The sequence below is a fragment of the Bacillus sp. 5mfcol3.1 genome (assembly GCF_900114335.1).
GTDB lineage: Bacteria > Bacillota > Bacilli > Bacillales > Bacillaceae_G > Bacillus_A > Bacillus_A thuringiensis_S.
On record NZ_FOST01000011.1, the window covers coordinates 30,844 to 48,832 of the forward strand.

Consider the following 17,989-nt stretch of genomic DNA (forward strand, 5'->3'; position numbering starts at 1 on the left):
TATCTGTAGAGTTATTTCGAATAAAAAGTCGAACGATTATAAAAGTGAAAACTGTTGTTTTGACAAAAATCCCAACAATCATCTTTTATAATGACAGTAATTAAACTATGCAGGTGGTGTTAAAAATATGCCTAAAGCAGGAAGGAATACTATGAATACAAGTGCATTGGCAATGAATGAGAGTCAGCTTGGAGGAATAAAGTGGACGAGTAAGTTGCGAATGAAATTCGAACAAGTTTTCTTTAGATGGGGATTTATTATTGTTGTTATTGGTTTTCTTTTGGGAAGAGCATATATATTAACAAATATTTTACCGTTTGCACTACCGTTTTTTGCTGCTGTTTATGTTATGAAGCGGGATAAGATGCCGCTAGCATTTTTAGCTCTAATGGGAGGAGCTCTTTCAGTCTCGATAGATAATTTGTTTTTTACTTTTGCATCTATCTTTACTTTCTTCATTTATAATATCTTCTTTAGTAGATTTACACGTAAAACCGTTGGACTTGTTCCATTTCAAGTATTTATCTCCGCATTAACCGCACACTTAGTTGTTGTATATTTTGCGCAACAAACTGTCACCATGTACGATTTACTCGTTAGTACCATTGAGGCTGGGCTTAGTTTCGTATTAACTATGATATTTTTACAAAGTGTCCCGCTTTTAGTGGAAAGGAAAGGAAAACAACAGGCTTTAGAGACAGAAGAAATTGTTTGTTTGATTATATTACTAGCATCTGTTTTAACGGGTACAACAGATTGGTTTGTATATGATGCTTCTATTCAACATATTTTTACAAGGTATTTAGTACTAGTATTTGCATTTATTGCGGGTGCTGCTACAGGATCTACAGTGGGGGTCGTAACAGGATTGATATTAAGTTTAGCAAATGTGTCTAGTTTGTCTCAGCTTAGCCTTCTCGCTTTTTCTGGATTACTTGGTGGGTTGTTAAAAGAAGGGAAGCGTTTAGGTGTTAGTTTAGGTTTATTAATAGGGACAAGCTTAATTACATTATATGTAGACAAGCAGACAAATATTGTAACAACTTTAATTGAGTCAGGTGTAGCGATTGCTATCTTCTTATTAACGCCAAAGCTTGTTTTGGATCGTATTGCTAAATTTATGCCAGGTACACAAGAGCATTCGCAAGATCAACAACAATATTTAAGAAGGATGCGTGATGTTACAGCGAACAAAATCAACCAATTCGCAAATGTATTTGCTGCTTTATCTAATAGTTTTTCTGTATATGGGTATGTAGAGGAAGAAGATAAAGAGACAGAAGCAGATTTGTTTTTGAGTACAATTACTGCGAAAACATGTCAAACGTGCTTTAAAAAGGATCAATGCTGGGTAGTGAATTTCGATAAAACGTACGATTATATGAAACAAATAATGAATGAAACGGAAGAAGGAACCCTGCAACATAATCGTAAATTAGTTCGTGAGTGGGACAAGCATTGTGTGAGAGGGAAAAAAGTGACGGATTTAGTAGCGGGTGAATTAGATCACTTCTATGAGGGACAAAAATTGCGAAAACAAATGAAGGAAAATCGTAGAATAGTAGCGGAGCAACTATTAGGTGTATCAAAAGTTATGGAAGATTTTGCTAAGGAGATACAACGAGAGCGTGAAAATCATCAAGTGCAGGAAGAGCAGATTATGCAAGCGTTCCGTGATTTTGGTGTCGAAGTAGAGCATGTTGATATTTATTGTTTAGATAGAGGAAGTATTGATATTGAAATGTTGATTCCAGTTGCATCTAATGAACATGGTGAATGTGAAAAGTTAGTTGCACCGATGCTTTCGGATATCCTTAAAGAAAATATTGTCGTTAAACATGAAGAAAAGTCTTCTTATCCGAATGGTCACAGTTTAATATCATTTGGTTCGGCGAAGACGTATTCTCTTGATACAGGATTGGCTACAGCCGCAAAAGGCGGTGGGTTTGTTTCGGGTGACTCTTATGCGATGATGGATTTAAGTGTTGGTAAATACGCACTTGCGATTAGTGATGGTATGGGTAATGGGCAAAGAGCTCATATGGAAAGTAAGGAAACGGTGAAATTATTACAAAAAATACTCCAATCGGGTATTGATGAAGAAATAGCTATTAAGTCTATCAATTCAATCCTTTCTTTGAGAACGACAGAAGAGATGTTTACAACATTAGATTTAGCTATGGTAGATTTGCGGGATGCGAGTGCTAGGTTTTTAAAGATTGGATCAACGCCGAGTTTTGTTAAACGCGCGAATAATATTTTGAAAATTGAAGCAAGTAATTTGCCGATGGGAATCATCGAAGATGTTGAAGTTGATGTGGTGGGTGAACAATTAAAAACGGGCGATATCCTTATTATGATGAGCGATGGGATTTTTGAGGGCGCGCAGCATGTAGAGAATCATGAATTATGGATGAAGCGGAAAATTAAAGAATTGCAAACCGAAGACCCGCAAGAAATTGCTGATATCATTATGGAAGAAGTGATTCGCTCTTGTGATGGTTATATAAATGATGATATGACTATTGTGGTGGCAAAAGTGAAGAAAAATATGCCGAAGTGGGCTACGATTCCGATTGTAGGAATGCAGGCGCAGTAAAATATAAGTGGAATGTTTATCTATAATTTGATTTTAAAAACCTAGGTGAATACCTAGGTTTTTTTGTGGGAAAAGGTAATGTTATTGATTTTATGAATATACACGGAGGATGTAAGATAAAAATGTAATTTTTGTATATCTTTTTTTTGCACAATGTTTGTAAAAGTTGTACCATTATAGACAAGGTAACTAACGTTGCTGTTCTTGTTTAATGAAAGGTGATTGCGAAGTTGAAAGATACATTTGTTGAAAAAGTAGATGACTTTGTAAAGCAGCATGATGTATTAAAGAATGATTCAACAATTGTTGTGGGAGTTTCTGGTGGTCCTGACTCGTTAGCCCTTTTATATTATTTATTAGAAAAAAGAGCGGAAAAACAGTTGGAAATTGTAGTAGCTCATGTGGATCATATGTTTAGAGGTGATGAATCTCATGAGGATTTACAGTTTGTGCAGGACCTTTGTGAAGAACTGGGAATTATTTGTGAAACGATAAGGATTAATGTATCACAATATCAACAGCAATACGGAATGAATGCACAGGTTGCTGCTAGAGAATGCAGATATGCATTTTTGGAAAGAATAATGAAGAAATATGATGCAAGATATGTTGCTCTTGGACATCATGGAGATGATCAAGTCGAGACAATTTTAATGCGTCTTGTAAGAGGGAGTACTCCGAAAGGATATGCAGGAATTGCAGTGAAGCGTCCTTTTCATAATGGATATTTAATTAGGCCGTTACTTGGGGTAACGAAGGAAGAAATTGTTGATTACTGTAATAAGCTAAATTTAATTCCACGTATAGATCCGAGTAATAAAAAGGAAGTATATACAAGGAATCGATTACGTAAATATGTCCTTCCTCACTTAAAAGAAGAAAATCCACAAATGCATGAGAAATTCCAAAAATTTAGCGTGCAGATGCAAGAGGATGAGGCTTATTTGCAGGAATTAGCTTTTGAGAAAATGAATAAAGTAATTACAAAAAAAAGTGATAAACAAATTAGCTTATCAATTCCTGCCTTTGAATCCATGTCTATGCCTTTACAAAGAAGAGGGATTCAACTAATATTAAACTATCTTTATGAATATAAGATTCCATCTTCTCTTTCTTCTATACATATTGACAAGGTGATTGAGTTTTTTAAGCGGACACAACCTTCAGGTTCACTTGATTTTCCAGGTGATTTGAAAATTGTTCGCACATACGAGGAGTGTAGCTTTAGATTTAAACAAGAAATTGTCTCTCCTTTTTTGCAAGATTTATCAGTACCCGGGACCATTACACTATTGAACGGGGATGAATTTGTAACAGAGGTGAGCGAAGATATACCAAGTAACATGAATGAAACAGTATTTGTTGCTAAGTATAATGATATATCATATCCACTTCGTATTCGTTCTAGGGAAAATGGAGATCGCATGTCAATACAAGGTATGGATGGCACGAAAAAGATAAAAGCTATTTTTATCGAAGCGAAAGTACCAAAAGAAAAAAGAGAAGAATGGCCGGTCGTTTGTGATGCAAGTGGGAACATTATTTGGGTACCCTTGTTGAAGCGATCTGCATTTGCAATTTCGAAAGAGATGGCAAAGAAGGGTAAATATATGATTATTCACTACAAAAGCAAGGAGTCTTCCGGGAGGATAATGAAATGATGAATCAAGATATCGAAAAAGTATTAATTTCTGAAGAACAAATACAAGAAAAGGTGCGCGAACTAGGTGCAGTTATTGCAGAGGATTATAAAAACACAGTACCTCTTGCAATTGGTGTATTAAAAGGCGCAATGCCATTTATGGCAGATTTATTAAAGAGAACAGATACATATCTTGAAATGGATTTTATGGCTGTATCTAGTTATGGTCACTCTACAGTTTCAACAGGCGAAGTGAAAATTTTAAAAGATCTTGATACTTCTGTAGAAGGTCGCGATATTTTAATCGTCGAAGATATTATTGATAGTGGTCTTACACTAAGCTACTTAGTAGACTTATTCAAATATCGTAAAGCGAAGTCTGTAAAAATTGTTACATTATTAGATAAGCCAACAGGCCGTAAGGTTGATCTGAAAGCGGATTATGTTGGATTTACTGTTCCACATGAATTTGTAGTAGGATATGGATTAGATTATAAAGAGCAGTACCGTAATCTTCCTTATGTAGGCGTATTAAAACCAAGCGTTTACTCAAATTAATTAAATACAGGCTTTACAATTGTATAGGAAAGTTTTTCTATGTTACGATTTACTATAGTGTTTATGCCGTGAGAGGAGGTTAGGAATGAATCGTATCTTCCGTAATACCATCTTTTATTTACTGATATTCTTAGTAGTAATTGGAATCGTGAGCTATTTTAATGGTTCGACACAAAAAACGACATCAGTTAGCTACGACAAATTCATTACTAAACTAGAAAGCGGTGAAGTGCGTAATGTGCAACTTCAACCGAAAAATGGTGTATTTGAGGTAAAAGGACAATTCAATAACTCTAGCCAAGGAGAACAATTTGTTACTTATGCACCAAATACTGAGGAATTACAAAAGAAAATCAATGATAAAGCGAAAGGTGCCGAAGTTAAGTATCAACCAGCAGAAGAAACAAGTGCTTGGGTAACATTCTTTACTTCAATCATTCCGTTTGTCATCATCTTCATTTTATTCTTCTTCTTATTAAACCAGGCTCAAGGCGGCGGTAGCCGTGTTATGAACTTCGGGAAAAGTAAGGCGAAGTTATATAATGATGAAAAGAAAAAAGTTCGTTTCAGAGATGTTGCTGGGGCGGATGAAGAGAAACAAGAACTTGTCGAGGTAGTTGAATTCTTAAAAGACCCTCGTAAGTTTTCTGAAGTTGGTGCCCGTATTCCGAAGGGTGTCCTATTAGTTGGACCTCCAGGTACAGGTAAAACTTTATTAGCACGTGCTGTTGCAGGTGAGGCTGGCGTTCCATTCTTCTCTATCAGTGGTTCTGACTTTGTAGAGATGTTTGTCGGTGTCGGTGCATCACGTGTACGTGATTTATTTGAAAATGCAAAGAAAAATGCTCCTTGTATCATTTTCATTGATGAAATTGATGCAGTAGGTCGTCAACGTGGCGCAGGTCTTGGTGGTGGTCATGATGAGCGTGAGCAAACATTGAACCAGTTACTTGTTGAAATGGATGGATTCGGTGCAAACGAAGGTATTATTATCATTGCTGCGACAAACCGTCCAGACATTCTTGACCCAGCGTTATTACGTCCAGGTCGTTTTGACCGTCAAATTACAGTAGATCGTCCAGATGTAAATGGCCGTGAAGCTGTACTGAAAGTACATGCGCGTAATAAACCGCTTGATGAGCATATTAATTTAAGAGCAATTGCGACTCGTACACCAGGATTCTCTGGTGCGGATCTTGAAAACTTATTAAACGAAGCTGCTTTAGTAGCTGCACGTCGAGATAAGAAGAAGATTGACATGAGTGATATCGATGAAGCAACGGATCGTGTTATTGCAGGTCCAGCTAAGAAAAGTCGTGTTATCTCTGAAAAAGAACGTAATATCGTTGCTTTCCATGAAGCAGGCCATACTGTAATTGGTGTTGTTCTTGATGAAGCTGATGTCGTTCATAAAGTAACAATTGTCCCTCGTGGTCAGGCTGGTGGATATGCGGTAATGCTTCCGAAGGAAGATCGTTACTTCATGACAAAGCCAGAGTTACTTGATAAAATCACTGGTTTACTTGGTGGTCGAGTAGCTGAGGAGATTGTATTTGGTGAAGCAAGTACAGGTGCTCACAACGATTTCCAACGTGCAACTGGTATTGCAAGACGTATGGTTACGGAATTCGGTATGAGTGATAAGCTTGGACCGATGCAATTTGGTAGCTCACAAGGTGGTCAGGTATTCTTAGGAAGAGACTTCCATTCAGAACAAAACTACAGTGATGCAATCGCACATGAAATTGATGTGGAAATGCAAACAATTATTAAAGAATGTTATGCTCGTGCAAAACATATTCTTACTGAAAAACGAGATAAGCTTGATATTATCGCGAAAACGTTACTTGAAGTAGAAACATTAGACGCAGAGCAAATTAATCATTTATATGATTATGGCAGATTACCTGAGCGTCCAACATCTTCAGATGATGTGAAAGTAAACATCAATATGAAGAAAGACGATGAAGATAAAGAAGATAAGTAAGAAATGAAGGAGTGACTATCGTCACTCCTTTTTTGTTTGTTAAGATTTTTGTTAATTACTATTAAGGGCTTAGTGGATAAAGTAATTTAAGTAAAACTAGTATTAAAAATTGAAATAGAGAGCAATCTTTTTGTAAAATGATGAGGATAGGAAAGCTGATTATATAAGTATGTGTGATATGATGTTTTTATAAGTTTTATACATACTACACAAATATAGATTAAATAAGATAAGTGGTGAGAATATGATTTTTGTATTGGATGTAGGGAACACAAATGCTGTACTAGGCGTGTTTGAAGAGGGGGAACTTCGTCAGCATTGGCGCATGGAAACAGATCGTCATAAGACAGAAGATGAATATGGAATGCTTGTAAAACAGTTACTTGATCATGAGGGTCTTTCGTTTGAAGATGTGAAAGGTATTATTGTGTCTTCAGTCGTACCACCAATTATGTTCGCTTTAGAACGTATGTGTGAAAAATATTTTAAAATTAAACCGCTTGTAGTAGGGCCTGGAATAAAAACGGGGCTAAATATTAAATATGAAAATCCACGTGAAGTAGGCGCAGATCGAATTGTAAATGCAGTAGCGGGAATCCAATTGTATGGAAGTCCACTTATTATTGTTGATTTTGGTACGGCTACTACATATTGTTATATTAATGAAGAAAAGCATTATATGGGTGGAGTTATTACGCCAGGAATTATGATTTCAGCAGAGGCTTTATATAGTAGGGCAGCAAAACTTCCTCGTATTGAAATTACAAAACCGAGCAGTGTTGTTGGGAAGAATACAGTAAGTGCGATGCAATCAGGTATTCTTTATGGTTATGTAGGACAAGTGGAAGGTATTGTTAAGCGTATGAAAGAAGAAGCTAAACAAGAACCGAAAGTTATTGCAACAGGTGGATTGGCGAAATTAATTTCAGAAGAATCGAATGTAATTGATATTGTAGATCCATTTTTAACGTTAAAAGGCTTGTATATGTTATATGAGCGTAATGCAAATTTACAGCATGAGAAAGGTGAATAAATAGGTATGAAAGATTATTTAGTAAAAGCGTTAGCGTTTGATGGAGAAGTACGTGCGTATAGTGTACGTACAACGAATACAGTAAGTGAGGCACAAAGACGTCATGATACATGGAGGACAGCTTCGGCGGCACTTGGTCGTTCTTTAACTGCAGGTACAATGATGGGTGCGATGTTAAAAGGTGATCAAAAGTTAACGATTAAGGTAGAAGGTAATGGTCCGATTGGCCCTATCTTAGTAGATGCTCATGCAAATGGGGATGTACGTGGCTACGTAACGAATCCGCATGTTGATTTTGAAGGAACGGAACAAGGGAAATTACGTGTATATCAAGCGGTAGGTACAGAAGGGTTTGTAACAGTAATTAAAGATATTGGTATGCGTGAGCCGTTTATCGGTCAATCTCCAATCGTTTCGGGAGAACTAGGGGAAGATTTCACGTATTATTTCGCAGTTTCTGAGCAGACGCCTTCTTCTGTTGGTGTGGGTGTACTTGTAAATGGAGATGACAGCGTATTAGCGGCGGGTGGATTTATCCTTCAAATTATGCCGGGCGCACAGGAAGAAACAATTTCATTCATTGAAGATCGTTTGCAAAAAATCCCGCCTGTATCAACATTAATCGAACAAGGTCTTTCTCCAGAAGAGCTACTATATGCAGTCCTTGGAGAAGATAAAGTAAAAGTATTAGAAACAATGGATGTTCAATTTAATTGTACGTGCTCACGTGAACGTATTGAGAGTGTGTTAATTAGTTTAGGTAAAACAGAGTTAGAGCAAATTCGTGAAGAAGAAGAAGAAACAGAAGTTCATTGTCATTTCTGTAATGAACGATACAAGTTCTCTAAAGAAGATATTACAAATTTAATTGAGAATTTGTAATAAGGGGATTAACCCTCCGAATAGATTGACAAACAGGGAATTTTCTGACAAAATCTAAATATAGATAAAACCAATAAAAATACTCGGTGTTAGGAGTGACAGGAATGCGAGTGGCACAATCAGTTTCAGAATTAATCGGGAAAACGCCGATCGTTAAGTTGAACCGCATCGTAGAATCAGACAGCGCAGATATATACTTAAAACTAGAATTTATGAATCCAGGGAGTAGCGTTAAAGATCGTATTGCACTAGCGATGATTGAAGATGCTGAAAAAAAGGGATTGTTAAAAGAGGGCGATACAATCATTGAGCCAACAAGTGGTAACACAGGGATTGGTTTAGCGATGGTAGCGGCTGCTAAAGGATATAATGCAATTTTAGTAATGCCAGAAACAATGAGTATTGAGCGTCGTAATTTATTACGTGCTTACGGTGCTGAATTAGTATTGACTCCAGGTCCTGAAGGGATGGGTGGAGCAATTCGTAAAGCGACTGAATTAGCGAAAGAGCATGGCTACTTTATACCACAACAGTTCAAAAACCAATCAAATCCAGAAATTCACCGTTTAACAACAGGTCCAGAAATTATTGAACAAATGGGCGACCAATTAGATGCGTTTATTGCAGGTATTGGTACAGGTGGAACGATTACTGGTGCTGGTGAAGTGCTGAAGGAAGCGTATAAAGATATTAAAATTTATGCAGTAGAACCTGCAGATTCACCAGTATTATCTGGTGGGAAACCAGGTCCACATAAAATCCAAGGAATTGGGGCGGGATTTGTTCCGGAGACGTTGGATGTAGAAGTATATGATGAAATTATTCAAGTGAAAACAGAGCAAGCATTTGAATATGCAAGAAGAGTGGCTAAAGAGGAAGGTATTTTAGTTGGTATCTCTTCAGGCGCAGTTATTTATGCAGCAACAGAAGTTGCGAAAAAGTTAGGTAAAGGGAAAAAGATACTTGTTATTATCCCGAGTAACGGTGAACGTTATTTAAGTACACCACTTTATCAATTTGAATCATAATTAAATGCGATTGAAAAAGCATCCTTGAAAAAGGATGCTTTTTCTTTTTGGATTGGAAATAGGAAAAGAGTGAATGACTAGAAAACTTCATGTAAAATAAGAGGTAGTATAATTAAATTATTTTCACTAGCCTTCGAGTATAATCAATCTCTATATAAATAACTTATGTAGTTGGAGCTGGTTCATCTAAGAGGGTGGGATAAAAGAAGACGGGGTGTTGATATGCAACGAAGAAAATCTTTAGCGCTTTCTATTCCATATCAGTTAGATTTCTTTAAGCAATATAAATTTCTTTCTCAGGATAAGCCGCAACATATTTTGCTGGAAAGTGGACGTGGCGGTCGTTATAACATAGTGGGTTTAAACCCGGTAGCGGTAATCCAAGGGAAGGGTGAAAAGTTACATATAAGTGAAAGCGGTAAGGAAACAATAAAAAGAGGGAATTCATTAGATTTAATGCAAGAATATATGGAGAAATGGAAAACAGACTACAATCCAGAGTACCCGCCTTTTCAAGGTGGTGCAATTGGCTACTTTAGTTATGATTGTATCCGTTATATCGAAAAACTCCCTTCTCTTGCAGAGGATGATCTGAATATACCCGATATATACTTTTTATTATTTGACGATGTGTTTGTCTATGATCAAAAAGAAAAGCTATTGTGGATTATTACACATTATGTAGATAAGCATGCAGAAGCAGAAGAACGTTTAAATGAATGGAAGGATCTTTGGGTGGCAGAAGTGCCTGAAGTGACTATGCCGTTTGAACGTCCTAAAAAGAAAAATGAAGCGGTTGCCTTTACAGAAACAGGCTTTATGAAGGCAGTTGAATGTATTCAAGAATATATTGGGGCGGGTGATGTGTTCCAAGTAAACTTGTCGACGAGACAAGAAAGAACTTTACAAACGCATCCACTAGAAATTTATACAAGTCTTCGTGAAATTAATCCATCTCCATATATGGGTTACCTGGAGCTTGGGGATTTTCAAATTGTTAGTGGATCGCCAGAGTTGTTAATTAAGAAACAAGGAACTGAAGTAAGTACAAGACCAATTGCTGGAACGAGATCTAGAGGCGCGGATGAGCAAGAGGATGAAGAATTAGCAAGAGAATTAATTGAGAACGAAAAAGAAAGAGCAGAGCATGTAATGCTTGTGGATTTAGAAAGAAATGATTTAGGGCGTGTTTGTAAATATGGCACTGTAGAAGTAGATGAATTTATGGTAATTGAGAAATACTCACATGTTATGCATATTGTTTCTAATGTGCGTGGTGAGGTGGAAGAAGATAAAGATGCTTTTGATTTAGTGAAGGCTGTATTCCCTGGTGGAACAATTACTGGTGCCCCGAAAATACGTACAATGGAAATTATTGAGGAATTAGAACCTGTTCGCCGAGGGATTTATACAGGTTCAATCGGTTGGATTGGTTATTCTGGAGATACAGAATTGAATATTGTAATTAGAACACTTCTTGCTAAAGATGGAAAAGCTCATGTACAAGCGGGGGCGGGAATTGTAATTGATTCAAATCCGGAAAATGAATATAAAGAGTCGTTAAAAAAGGCGATTGCTTTATGGCGTGCAAAAGAACGTAGCGAAGAAACGGTTAGGTGAGAGAAATGATATTAATGATTGATAATTATGATTCTTTTACATTTAATTTAGTGCAGTTTCTTGGAGAACTTGGACAAGAGCTCGTTGTTAAACGTAACGATGAAGTGACGATTTCAGATATCGAGAATATGAAACCAGATTTTCTAATGATTTCTCCAGGTCCATGTAGTCCTAATGAAGCGGGGATTAGTATGGAAGTTATTAAATACTTCGCGGGGAAGATTCCGATTTTTGGAGTTTGTTTAGGGCATCAATCTATTGCACAAGTGTTTGGTGGAGAAGTTGTTCGTGCAGAGCGATTAATGCATGGGAAAACTTCGCTTATGCATCATGATGGAAAGACGATTTTTTCGGATATTCCTAATCCGTTTACTGCGACGCGCTATCATTCCCTTATTGTTAAGAAAGAGACGTTACCAGATTGCTTAGAGGTAACATCTTGGACGGAGGAAGGGGAAATTATGGCACTTCGTCATAAGACATTGCCGATAGAGGGTGTGCAATTCCATCCGGAATCTATTATGACTTCTCATGGGAAAGAGTTATTGCAGAATTTCATTCGTAAATACAGTCCAAGTGCGACATTATGTTAATTTACGTAAATGGTCAGTATGTAGAAGCAAGTGAAGCGAGAATTTCTCCTTATGATCATGGTTATTTATATGGTCTTGGAGTTTTTGAAACGTTTCGTATTTATAATGGTCATCCTTTCTTATTGGATGATCATTATGACCGTTTAATAGAGGCGCTGGATACATTGCAAATTAAATGGACAATGACAAAAAATGATGTGATGCTTATTTTGAAAGATTTACTCGCTAAGAATGAATTGAAGCATGCATATGTACGTTTTAATGTATCGGCGGGTATAGATGAAATAGGATTACAAACGGAAATATACGAAGAGCCTTCGGTTATTGTTTTTATAAAACCTTTAACAGCTCCAGGAGATGTAGTAGAAAAAGAAGGTGTTATTTTAAAACAAGTGCGAAATACACCGGAAGGGACATTTCGCCTGAAGTCTCATCACTATTTAAATAATATTTTAGGTAAGCGTGAAATTGGAAATGTTGTGAGCAAGGAAGGTATTTTCCTTACTGAAGCAGGTTATGTTGCAGAGGGTATTGTTTCGAATCTATTTTTTGTGAAAGGTGATGTTTTATATACACCTTCGTTAGAGACAGGTATTTTAAATGGTATCACTCGTGCGTTTATTATAAAGAGTGCTGAAGAATTAAATATAGAAGTAAAGGAAGGTTTCTTTACAAAAGATGAGCTACTTTCAGCGGATGAAGTCTTCGTAACAAACTCCATTCAAGAAATTGTTCCGCTTTATCGTATAGAAGCGCAGGATTTCCCGGGTAAAGTAGGAGTGGTTACAAAAAGTTTAATGTACCTTTATGGAATGCAAAGAGAGAAATTATGGAGCAGAAATGAATTACGAAGAGGAGATGTGTAGTTTGAAGTGGGATTATGATTTACGCTGCGGCGAATATACATTGAATTTAAATGAAAAGACATTAATTATGGGGATTTTAAATGTAACACCAGATTCGTTTTCTGATGGTGGGAGTTACAACGAGGTAGATGCTGCGGTACGTCACGCAAAAGAAATGCAAGGTGAAGGTGCTCATATTATTGATATTGGTGGCGAATCTACTCGCCCAGGTTTTGCTAAAGTATCAGTAGAAGAAGAAATAAAGCGAGTCGTCCCGATGATTCAAGCAGTTTCAAAAGAAGTAAAATTACCTATATCTATCGATACATATAAAGCTGAAGTTGCAAAGCAAGCAATTGAGGCTGGTGCTCATATTATTAATGATATTTGGGGGGCGAAGGCGGAGCCAAAAATTGCTGAAGTCGCAGCCCATTATGATGTACCCATCATTTTAATGCATAACCGTGATAATATGAATTATCGTAATTTAATGGCGGATATGATTGCTGATTTGTATGACAGTATTAAAATTGCTAAAAATGCTGGTGTGCGAGATGAGAATATTATTTTAGATCCAGGTATCGGTTTTGCTAAAACACCGGAGCAGAACTTAGAGGCGATGCGTAATTTAGAACAGTTAAATGTGCTAGGTTATCCGGTTCTCTTAGGTACTTCGAGAAAGTCCTTTATTGGGCACGTATTAGATTTGCCAGTAGAGGAACGCCTTGAGGGAACGGGAGCTACTGTTTGTCTTGGTATTGAAAAGGGCTGTGAGTTTGTTCGTGTCCATGATGTGAAAGAAATGGCGCGTATGGCTAAAATGATGGATGCGATGATTGGTAAGGGGGTAAGGTAATTGGATAAAATTTATATCCATGATATGGAATTTTACGGTTATCATGGTGTGTTTCCAGAGGAGAATAGATTAGGTCAGAGATTTAAAGTTGACTTAACGGTGGAGTTGGATTTAAAGCGTGCAGGGGAAAGTGATGACTTAGAGCATTCGGTCAATTATGGAGAGCTTTTCGAATTATGTAGAAAAGTTGTTGAGGATAGAAAGTATAAGCTTGTGGAGAGTATCGCTGAAAATATTGCTGCAGATATATTAAAGCAATATAAAAGTATTTCACGGTGTACAATTAAGGTGATTAAACCAGATCCGCCGATACCGGGCCATTATCGCGCTGTAGCAGTAGAAATTACGAGAGAACGTCCATGAATAATATAGCGTACATTGCATTAGGGTCAAATATTGGAGAGCGTTATACGTATTTAACTGAAGCCATTCAGTTTTTAAATAAAAGTCCGTATATTCAAGTTGATGATGTTTCGTCAGTGTATGAAACTGATCCAGTTGGCTATACTGACCAAAGTTGTTTTTTAAATTTAGTTATAAAAATTTCTACCAATTTATCACCGCAAGAATTATTGAAAGTAACACAAAAAGTAGAAAATGACCTAGGAAGAAAAAGGGAAATTAGGTGGGGGCCGAGGACTATCGACCTTGACATTTTACTTTATAATCAAGAGAATATTGAAGCAGAGAATCTTATTGTTCCGCATCCGCGGATGTTCGAAAGAGCTTTTGTTATCGTTCCGTTGTTAGAGATTAATCAGGATATAAAACAAAACATTTCACGTTCACAAGTAGAAGAAATGAAAAGGCGAGAGGGAGTAACGGTATGGAAGCAGAAAAATGGGGAAGACGCATTCGTGCTTTTCGAAAGCTAAAAGGCTACACGCAAGAAGGTTTTGCTAAAGAATTAGGGGTATCAGTATCTGTTTTAGGTGAAGTTGAGAGAGGGAATCGATCGCCTTCTCAAGATTTTGTAGTAGAAGTTGCTAAGGCGTTAAATGTTTCGATAGATGAATTAATGCCAAAGTGACTGTGCGGGAAGGAGTAGGTTGATTGTTAAAGATTGCAAATATTGAGATGAAAAATCCGGTTGTATTAGCACCGATGGCGGGAGTGTGTAACTCTGCATTCCGTTTAACAGTTAAAGAATTTGGTGCAGGTTTAGTTTGTGCTGAAATGGTAAGTGATAAGGCAATATTACTGAATAACAAAAGAACATTAGATATGTTATATATTGATGAGAGAGAAAAACCATTAAGTTTACAAATTTTCGGTGGAGAGAAAGAAACGCTTGTAGATGCTGCGAAATACGTAGATAAATATACGACAGCAGACATTATTGATATTAATATGGGTTGCCCAGTACCGAAAATCGTTAAATGTGATGCGGGGGCAAGGTGGCTTCTAGATCCAAATAAAATATACGAAATGGTAGCAGCGGTTGTAGATGCTGTTGAAAAGCCGGTTACGGTTAAAATGCGTATCGGTTGGGATGAAGAACATATTTTCGCAATAGAAAATGCTAGAGCTGTTGAGCGTGCTGGCGGACAAGCTGTGGCGGTTCACGGACGTACGCGAGTGCAAATGTATGAAGGGAAAGCAGATTGGGATATCATTAAACAAGTAAAGCAAGCTGTGAATATCCCGGTTATCGGAAATGGTGATGTCGAAACACCGCAAGATGCGAAGCGTATGCTTGATGAGATTGGTGTAGATGGTGTTATGATTGGTCGTGCAGCTCTTGGGGATCCATGGATGATTTATCGTACGGTAAAGTATTTAGAGACAGGTGAATTAATGCCGGAACCAACAGTCCGTGAGAAAATTGATGTATGTATGTTGCATCTAGATCGTCTTATCGATTTAAAGAACGAAAATGTTGCTGTAAGAGAGATGAGAAAGCATGCGGCTTGGTATTTAAAAGGTGTTCGTGGTAATGCGAGTGTGCGTAATGGTATCAATACTTGCAACACGCGTGAAGACCTTGCGAATGTATTAGGTGCATTTGTAGAAGAAGTAGAGGCGAAACAACAAACAATTTACGTTGGTTAATAAGGAGGACGGAGAAGATTGACATTCTTCTACACACTTCCTATAATTACGTGAAAGAAAGAAGAACTGCCAGTTAGTTGCTGGCAGTTTTTCTAGTTGAGTAGAAAATGCTATACTGTATATATTGTAAAAATTAATAGAGCTGGAGTGATATCAATATCATGGATAACATGAACCACGAAGAATTAAACGACCAATTGCTTGTTCGTCGTGAAAAGCTACATAATTTACGTGAGCAAGGAATCGATCCGTTCGGTAAACGATTTGAACGCACAAATTCAACAACCGACTTAGTAAGTCTATATGGAGAATTCTCTAAAGAAGAATTAGAAGAGAAGGAAATCACGGTTTCTATCGCTGGTCGTATTATGACAAAACGCGGTAAAGGAAAAGCTGGATTCGCACACATTCAAGATTTACACGGACAAGTTCAAATTTACGTTCGTAAAGATACTGTTGGAGATGAAGAGTACGAGTTATTTACGACAGCAGATTTAGGTGACTTAGTAGGTATTGAAGGTAAAGTGTTCAAAACAAACGTTGGAGAACTTTCAGTAAAAGCAACAGGATTTACGCTTTTAACGAAATCTCTTCGTCCATTGCCGGATAAATACCATGGATTAAAAGATGTTGAACAAAGATACCGTCAACGTTACTTAGACTTAATTACAAGTATGGAAAGTCGTGAAACATTTGTTACTCGTAGTAAAATCATTCGTGAAATGAGAAGATATTTAGATGACAACGGTTATCTTGAAGTAGAAACGCCTATGATGCACGCGATTGCGGGTGGAGCATCTGCTCGTCCTTTCACTACGCATCATAATGCGTTAGATATGGAATTATATATGCGTATCGCAATTGAACTTCATTTAAAACGTCTTATTGTGGGCGGATTAGAAAAAGTTTATGAGATCGGCCGTGTATTCCGTAATGAGGGTGTATCAACTCGTCATAATCCTGAGTTTACGATGATTGAATTATATGAAGCGTACGCTGATTATAATGATATTATGAAACTAACAGAAAATATGGTTGCTCATATTGCGAAAAAAGTATTGGGTACAACAACGATCCAATATGGTGATTATGAAATTAATCTAGAACCAGAATGGACACGTCTTCATATGGTAGATGCAATTAAGCAACACTCTGGAGCGGATTTCTGGACTCCGATGAGTGTAGAAGAAGCGCGTGAGCTTGCAAAAGAACATAATGTAGAAATTAAGGATACAATGGAAGTTGGTCATATCATTAATGAGTTCTTCGAGCAAAAAGTAGAAGATAAATTAATTCAACCAACATTTATTTACGGTCATCCGGTAGAAATTTCGCCACTTGCGAAAAAGAATGACGAAGATCCACGATTCACAGATCGTTTCGAGTTATTTATCGTTGCACGTGAACATGCAAATGCATTCACTGAGTTAAACGATCCAATTGATCAAAAAGAACGTTTTGAAGCTCAATTAAAAGAGCGTGAGCAAGGTAATGACGAAGCTCACATGATGGATGATGATTATATCGAAGCTCTTGAGTACGGTATGCCTCCTACGGGTGGATTAGGAATCGGTATTGATCGTCTAGTTATGTTATTAACAAATGCACCATCTATTCGTGATGTATTATTATTCCCTGCTATGCGTCATAAACAAGACTAAGCTTTGGAGATTTCTCCAAAGCTTTTTTTATTTGAGTATGAGTTGCGTGGGTATAATAGATCTTGCTGGTGCGAGAAATTATATTTATATAGAAGAAATGTGCTGTTTTTATACTTTTTTACTAAGTTAAAAATTTTATTAGAAAAACTATTGCATTTTAATAATTAAACTGGTATATTTATATCCGTTGCCACGAAAGGTAACAAGCAAAACAAACGAAAAACAACTTATTGAAAAAAGTTGTTGACGAAAATATAACAAAATGTTATATTGATAAAGTCGCTTGTGAGCGAAAACGTAGTTCTTTGAAAACTGAACGAAACAAACAACGTGAAACGTCAATTTTTATTTTTAGATGCTAGACAAACTAACTTTATTGGAGAGTTTGATCCTGGCTCAGGATGAACGCTGGCGGCGTGCCTAATACATGCAAGTCGAGCGAATGGATTGAGAGCTTGCTCTCAAGAAGTTAGCGGCGGACGGGTGAGTAACACGTGGGTAACCTGCCCGTAAGACTGGGATAACTCCGGGAAACCGGGGCTAATACCGGATAACATTTTGAACTGCATGGTTCGAAATTGAAAGGCGGCTTCGGCTGTCACTTATGGATGGACCCGCGTCGCATTAGCTAGT

Annotated in this window: 16 protein-coding genes and 1 rRNA gene; all 17 read left to right on the plus strand. The window is 37.2% G+C overall.

What is annotated here, in order from left to right; all coding sequences use genetic code 11:
• Nucleotides 1-127 precede the first annotated feature (127 nt).
• The gene (gene spoIIE, locus BM089_RS27520; RefSeq protein ID WP_001123550.1) at nt 128-2,599 is read left to right on the plus strand and encodes a stage II sporulation protein E; all 2,472 of its coding nucleotides are present in this window, start codon (nt 128-130) and stop codon (nt 2,597-2,599) included.
• Between the two features lie 230 nt (nt 2,600-2,829).
• Complete coding sequence (tilS, locus tag BM089_RS27525) at nt 2,830-4,260, plus strand: tRNA lysidine(34) synthetase TilS (protein ID WP_000655457.1); 1,431 nt, start codon at nt 2,830-2,832, stop codon at nt 4,258-4,260.
• Nucleotides 4,257-4,799, plus strand: a complete 543-nt coding sequence (gene hpt, locus BM089_RS27530) for a hypoxanthine phosphoribosyltransferase (RefSeq protein ID WP_000981846.1) — start codon at nt 4,257-4,259, stop codon at nt 4,797-4,799. Before tilS ends, hpt begins: the two co-directional genes overlap by 4 nt.
• 85 nt (nt 4,800-4,884) lie before the next feature.
• A complete protein-coding gene (gene ftsH, locus BM089_RS27535; RefSeq protein WP_001079669.1) occupies nt 4,885-6,786 on the plus strand; it encodes an ATP-dependent zinc metalloprotease FtsH in 1,902 nt (633 codons plus the stop codon).
• Nucleotides 6,787-7,030: 244 nt separating this feature from the next.
• Entirely contained in the window at nt 7,031-7,819 is a 789-nt protein-coding gene (locus BM089_RS27540) for a type III pantothenate kinase (RefSeq protein WP_000578365.1), read from the plus strand.
• A 6-nt stretch (nt 7,820-7,825) separates the two neighbouring features.
• A complete protein-coding gene (gene hslO / locus BM089_RS27545) occupies nt 7,826-8,701 on the plus strand; it encodes a redox-regulated molecular chaperone HslO (protein ID WP_000656367.1) in 876 nt (291 codons plus the stop codon).
• A 104-nt stretch (nt 8,702-8,805) separates the two neighbouring features.
• Nucleotides 8,806-9,729 (plus strand): cysteine synthase A, encoded by a 924-nt coding sequence (cysK, locus tag BM089_RS27550; RefSeq protein WP_069354737.1) that lies wholly within the window; start codon nt 8,806-8,808, stop codon nt 9,727-9,729.
• Nucleotides 9,730-9,951: 222 nt separating this feature from the next.
• Nucleotides 9,952-11,349, plus strand: a complete 1,398-nt coding sequence (gene pabB, locus BM089_RS27555; protein WP_090978610.1) for an aminodeoxychorismate synthase component I — start codon at nt 9,952-9,954, stop codon at nt 11,347-11,349.
• Between the two features lie 5 nt (nt 11,350-11,354).
• Nucleotides 11,355-11,942: an aminodeoxychorismate/anthranilate synthase component II gene (pabA, locus tag BM089_RS27560; RefSeq protein WP_000602297.1), complete on the plus strand. Its 588-nt coding sequence runs from the start codon at nt 11,355-11,357 to the stop codon at nt 11,940-11,942.
• Nucleotides 11,936-12,808 (plus strand): aminodeoxychorismate lyase, encoded by an 873-nt coding sequence (pabC, locus tag BM089_RS27565; protein WP_016513295.1) that lies wholly within the window; start codon nt 11,936-11,938, stop codon nt 12,806-12,808. Before pabA ends, pabC begins: the two co-directional genes overlap by 7 nt.
• Nucleotides 12,783-13,643 carry a dihydropteroate synthase gene (folP, locus tag BM089_RS27570; protein WP_002103948.1) on the plus strand — a complete coding sequence of 287 codons (861 nt, stop codon included), beginning with the start codon at nt 12,783-12,785 and terminating at the stop codon, nt 13,641-13,643. The genes pabC and folP overlap by 26 nt, the downstream gene beginning before the upstream one ends.
• Nucleotides 13,644-14,006, plus strand: coding sequence for a dihydroneopterin aldolase (folB, locus tag BM089_RS27575; RefSeq protein WP_000358070.1), 363 nt, complete (start codon nt 13,644-13,646; stop codon nt 14,004-14,006).
• On the plus strand, nt 14,003-14,518 hold the full coding sequence (gene folK, locus BM089_RS27580; protein ID WP_001059456.1) for a 2-amino-4-hydroxy-6-hydroxymethyldihydropteridine diphosphokinase: 516 nt from the start codon (nt 14,003-14,005) through the stop codon (nt 14,516-14,518). Before folB ends, folK begins: the two co-directional genes overlap by 4 nt.
• Nucleotides 14,470-14,673, plus strand: coding sequence for a helix-turn-helix domain-containing protein (locus BM089_RS27585; RefSeq protein ID WP_000387030.1), 204 nt, complete (start codon nt 14,470-14,472; stop codon nt 14,671-14,673). The genes folK and BM089_RS27585 overlap by 49 nt, the downstream gene beginning before the upstream one ends.
• A gap of 23 nt (nt 14,674-14,696) precedes the next feature.
• Nucleotides 14,697-15,695 (plus strand): tRNA dihydrouridine synthase DusB, encoded by a 999-nt coding sequence (gene dusB, locus BM089_RS27590; protein WP_000912249.1) that lies wholly within the window; start codon nt 14,697-14,699, stop codon nt 15,693-15,695.
• Between the two features lie 161 nt (nt 15,696-15,856).
• The gene (gene lysS / locus BM089_RS27595) at nt 15,857-17,356 is read left to right on the plus strand and encodes a lysine--tRNA ligase (protein ID WP_000369686.1); all 1,500 of its coding nucleotides are present in this window, start codon (nt 15,857-15,859) and stop codon (nt 17,354-17,356) included.
• A gap of 373 nt (nt 17,357-17,729) precedes the next feature.
• Nucleotides 17,730-17,989 (plus strand): 16S ribosomal RNA (locus BM089_RS27600); the annotation flags it as partial.

Bases quoted from the DNA above. Each gene is read 5' to 3' on its own strand.
- spoIIE (WP_001123550.1), top strand. From the start codon at position 128: ATGCCTAAAGCAGGAAGGAATACTATGAATACAAGTGCATTGGCAATG.
- hpt (WP_000981846.1), top strand. From the start codon at position 4,257: ATGATGAATCAAGATATCGAAAAAGTATTAATTTCTGAAGAACAAATA.
- ftsH (WP_001079669.1), top strand. From the start codon at position 4,885: ATGAATCGTATCTTCCGTAATACCATCTTTTATTTACTGATATTCTTA.
- BM089_RS27540 (WP_000578365.1), top strand. From the start codon at position 7,031: ATGATTTTTGTATTGGATGTAGGGAACACAAATGCTGTACTAGGCGTG.
- hslO (WP_000656367.1), top strand. From the start codon at position 7,826: ATGAAAGATTATTTAGTAAAAGCGTTAGCGTTTGATGGAGAAGTACGT.
- cysK (WP_069354737.1), top strand. From the start codon at position 8,806: ATGCGAGTGGCACAATCAGTTTCAGAATTAATCGGGAAAACGCCGATC.
- pabB (WP_090978610.1), top strand. From the start codon at position 9,952: ATGCAACGAAGAAAATCTTTAGCGCTTTCTATTCCATATCAGTTAGAT.
- pabA (WP_000602297.1), top strand. From the start codon at position 11,355: ATGATATTAATGATTGATAATTATGATTCTTTTACATTTAATTTAGTG.
- pabC (WP_016513295.1), top strand. From the start codon at position 11,936: ATGTTAATTTACGTAAATGGTCAGTATGTAGAAGCAAGTGAAGCGAGA.
- folP (WP_002103948.1), top strand. From the start codon at position 12,783: ATGAATTACGAAGAGGAGATGTGTAGTTTGAAGTGGGATTATGATTTA.
- folK (WP_001059456.1), top strand. From the start codon at position 14,003: ATGAATAATATAGCGTACATTGCATTAGGGTCAAATATTGGAGAGCGT.
- BM089_RS27585 (WP_000387030.1), top strand. From the start codon at position 14,470: ATGGAAGCAGAAAAATGGGGAAGACGCATTCGTGCTTTTCGAAAGCTA.
- lysS (WP_000369686.1), top strand. From the start codon at position 15,857: ATGGATAACATGAACCACGAAGAATTAAACGACCAATTGCTTGTTCGT.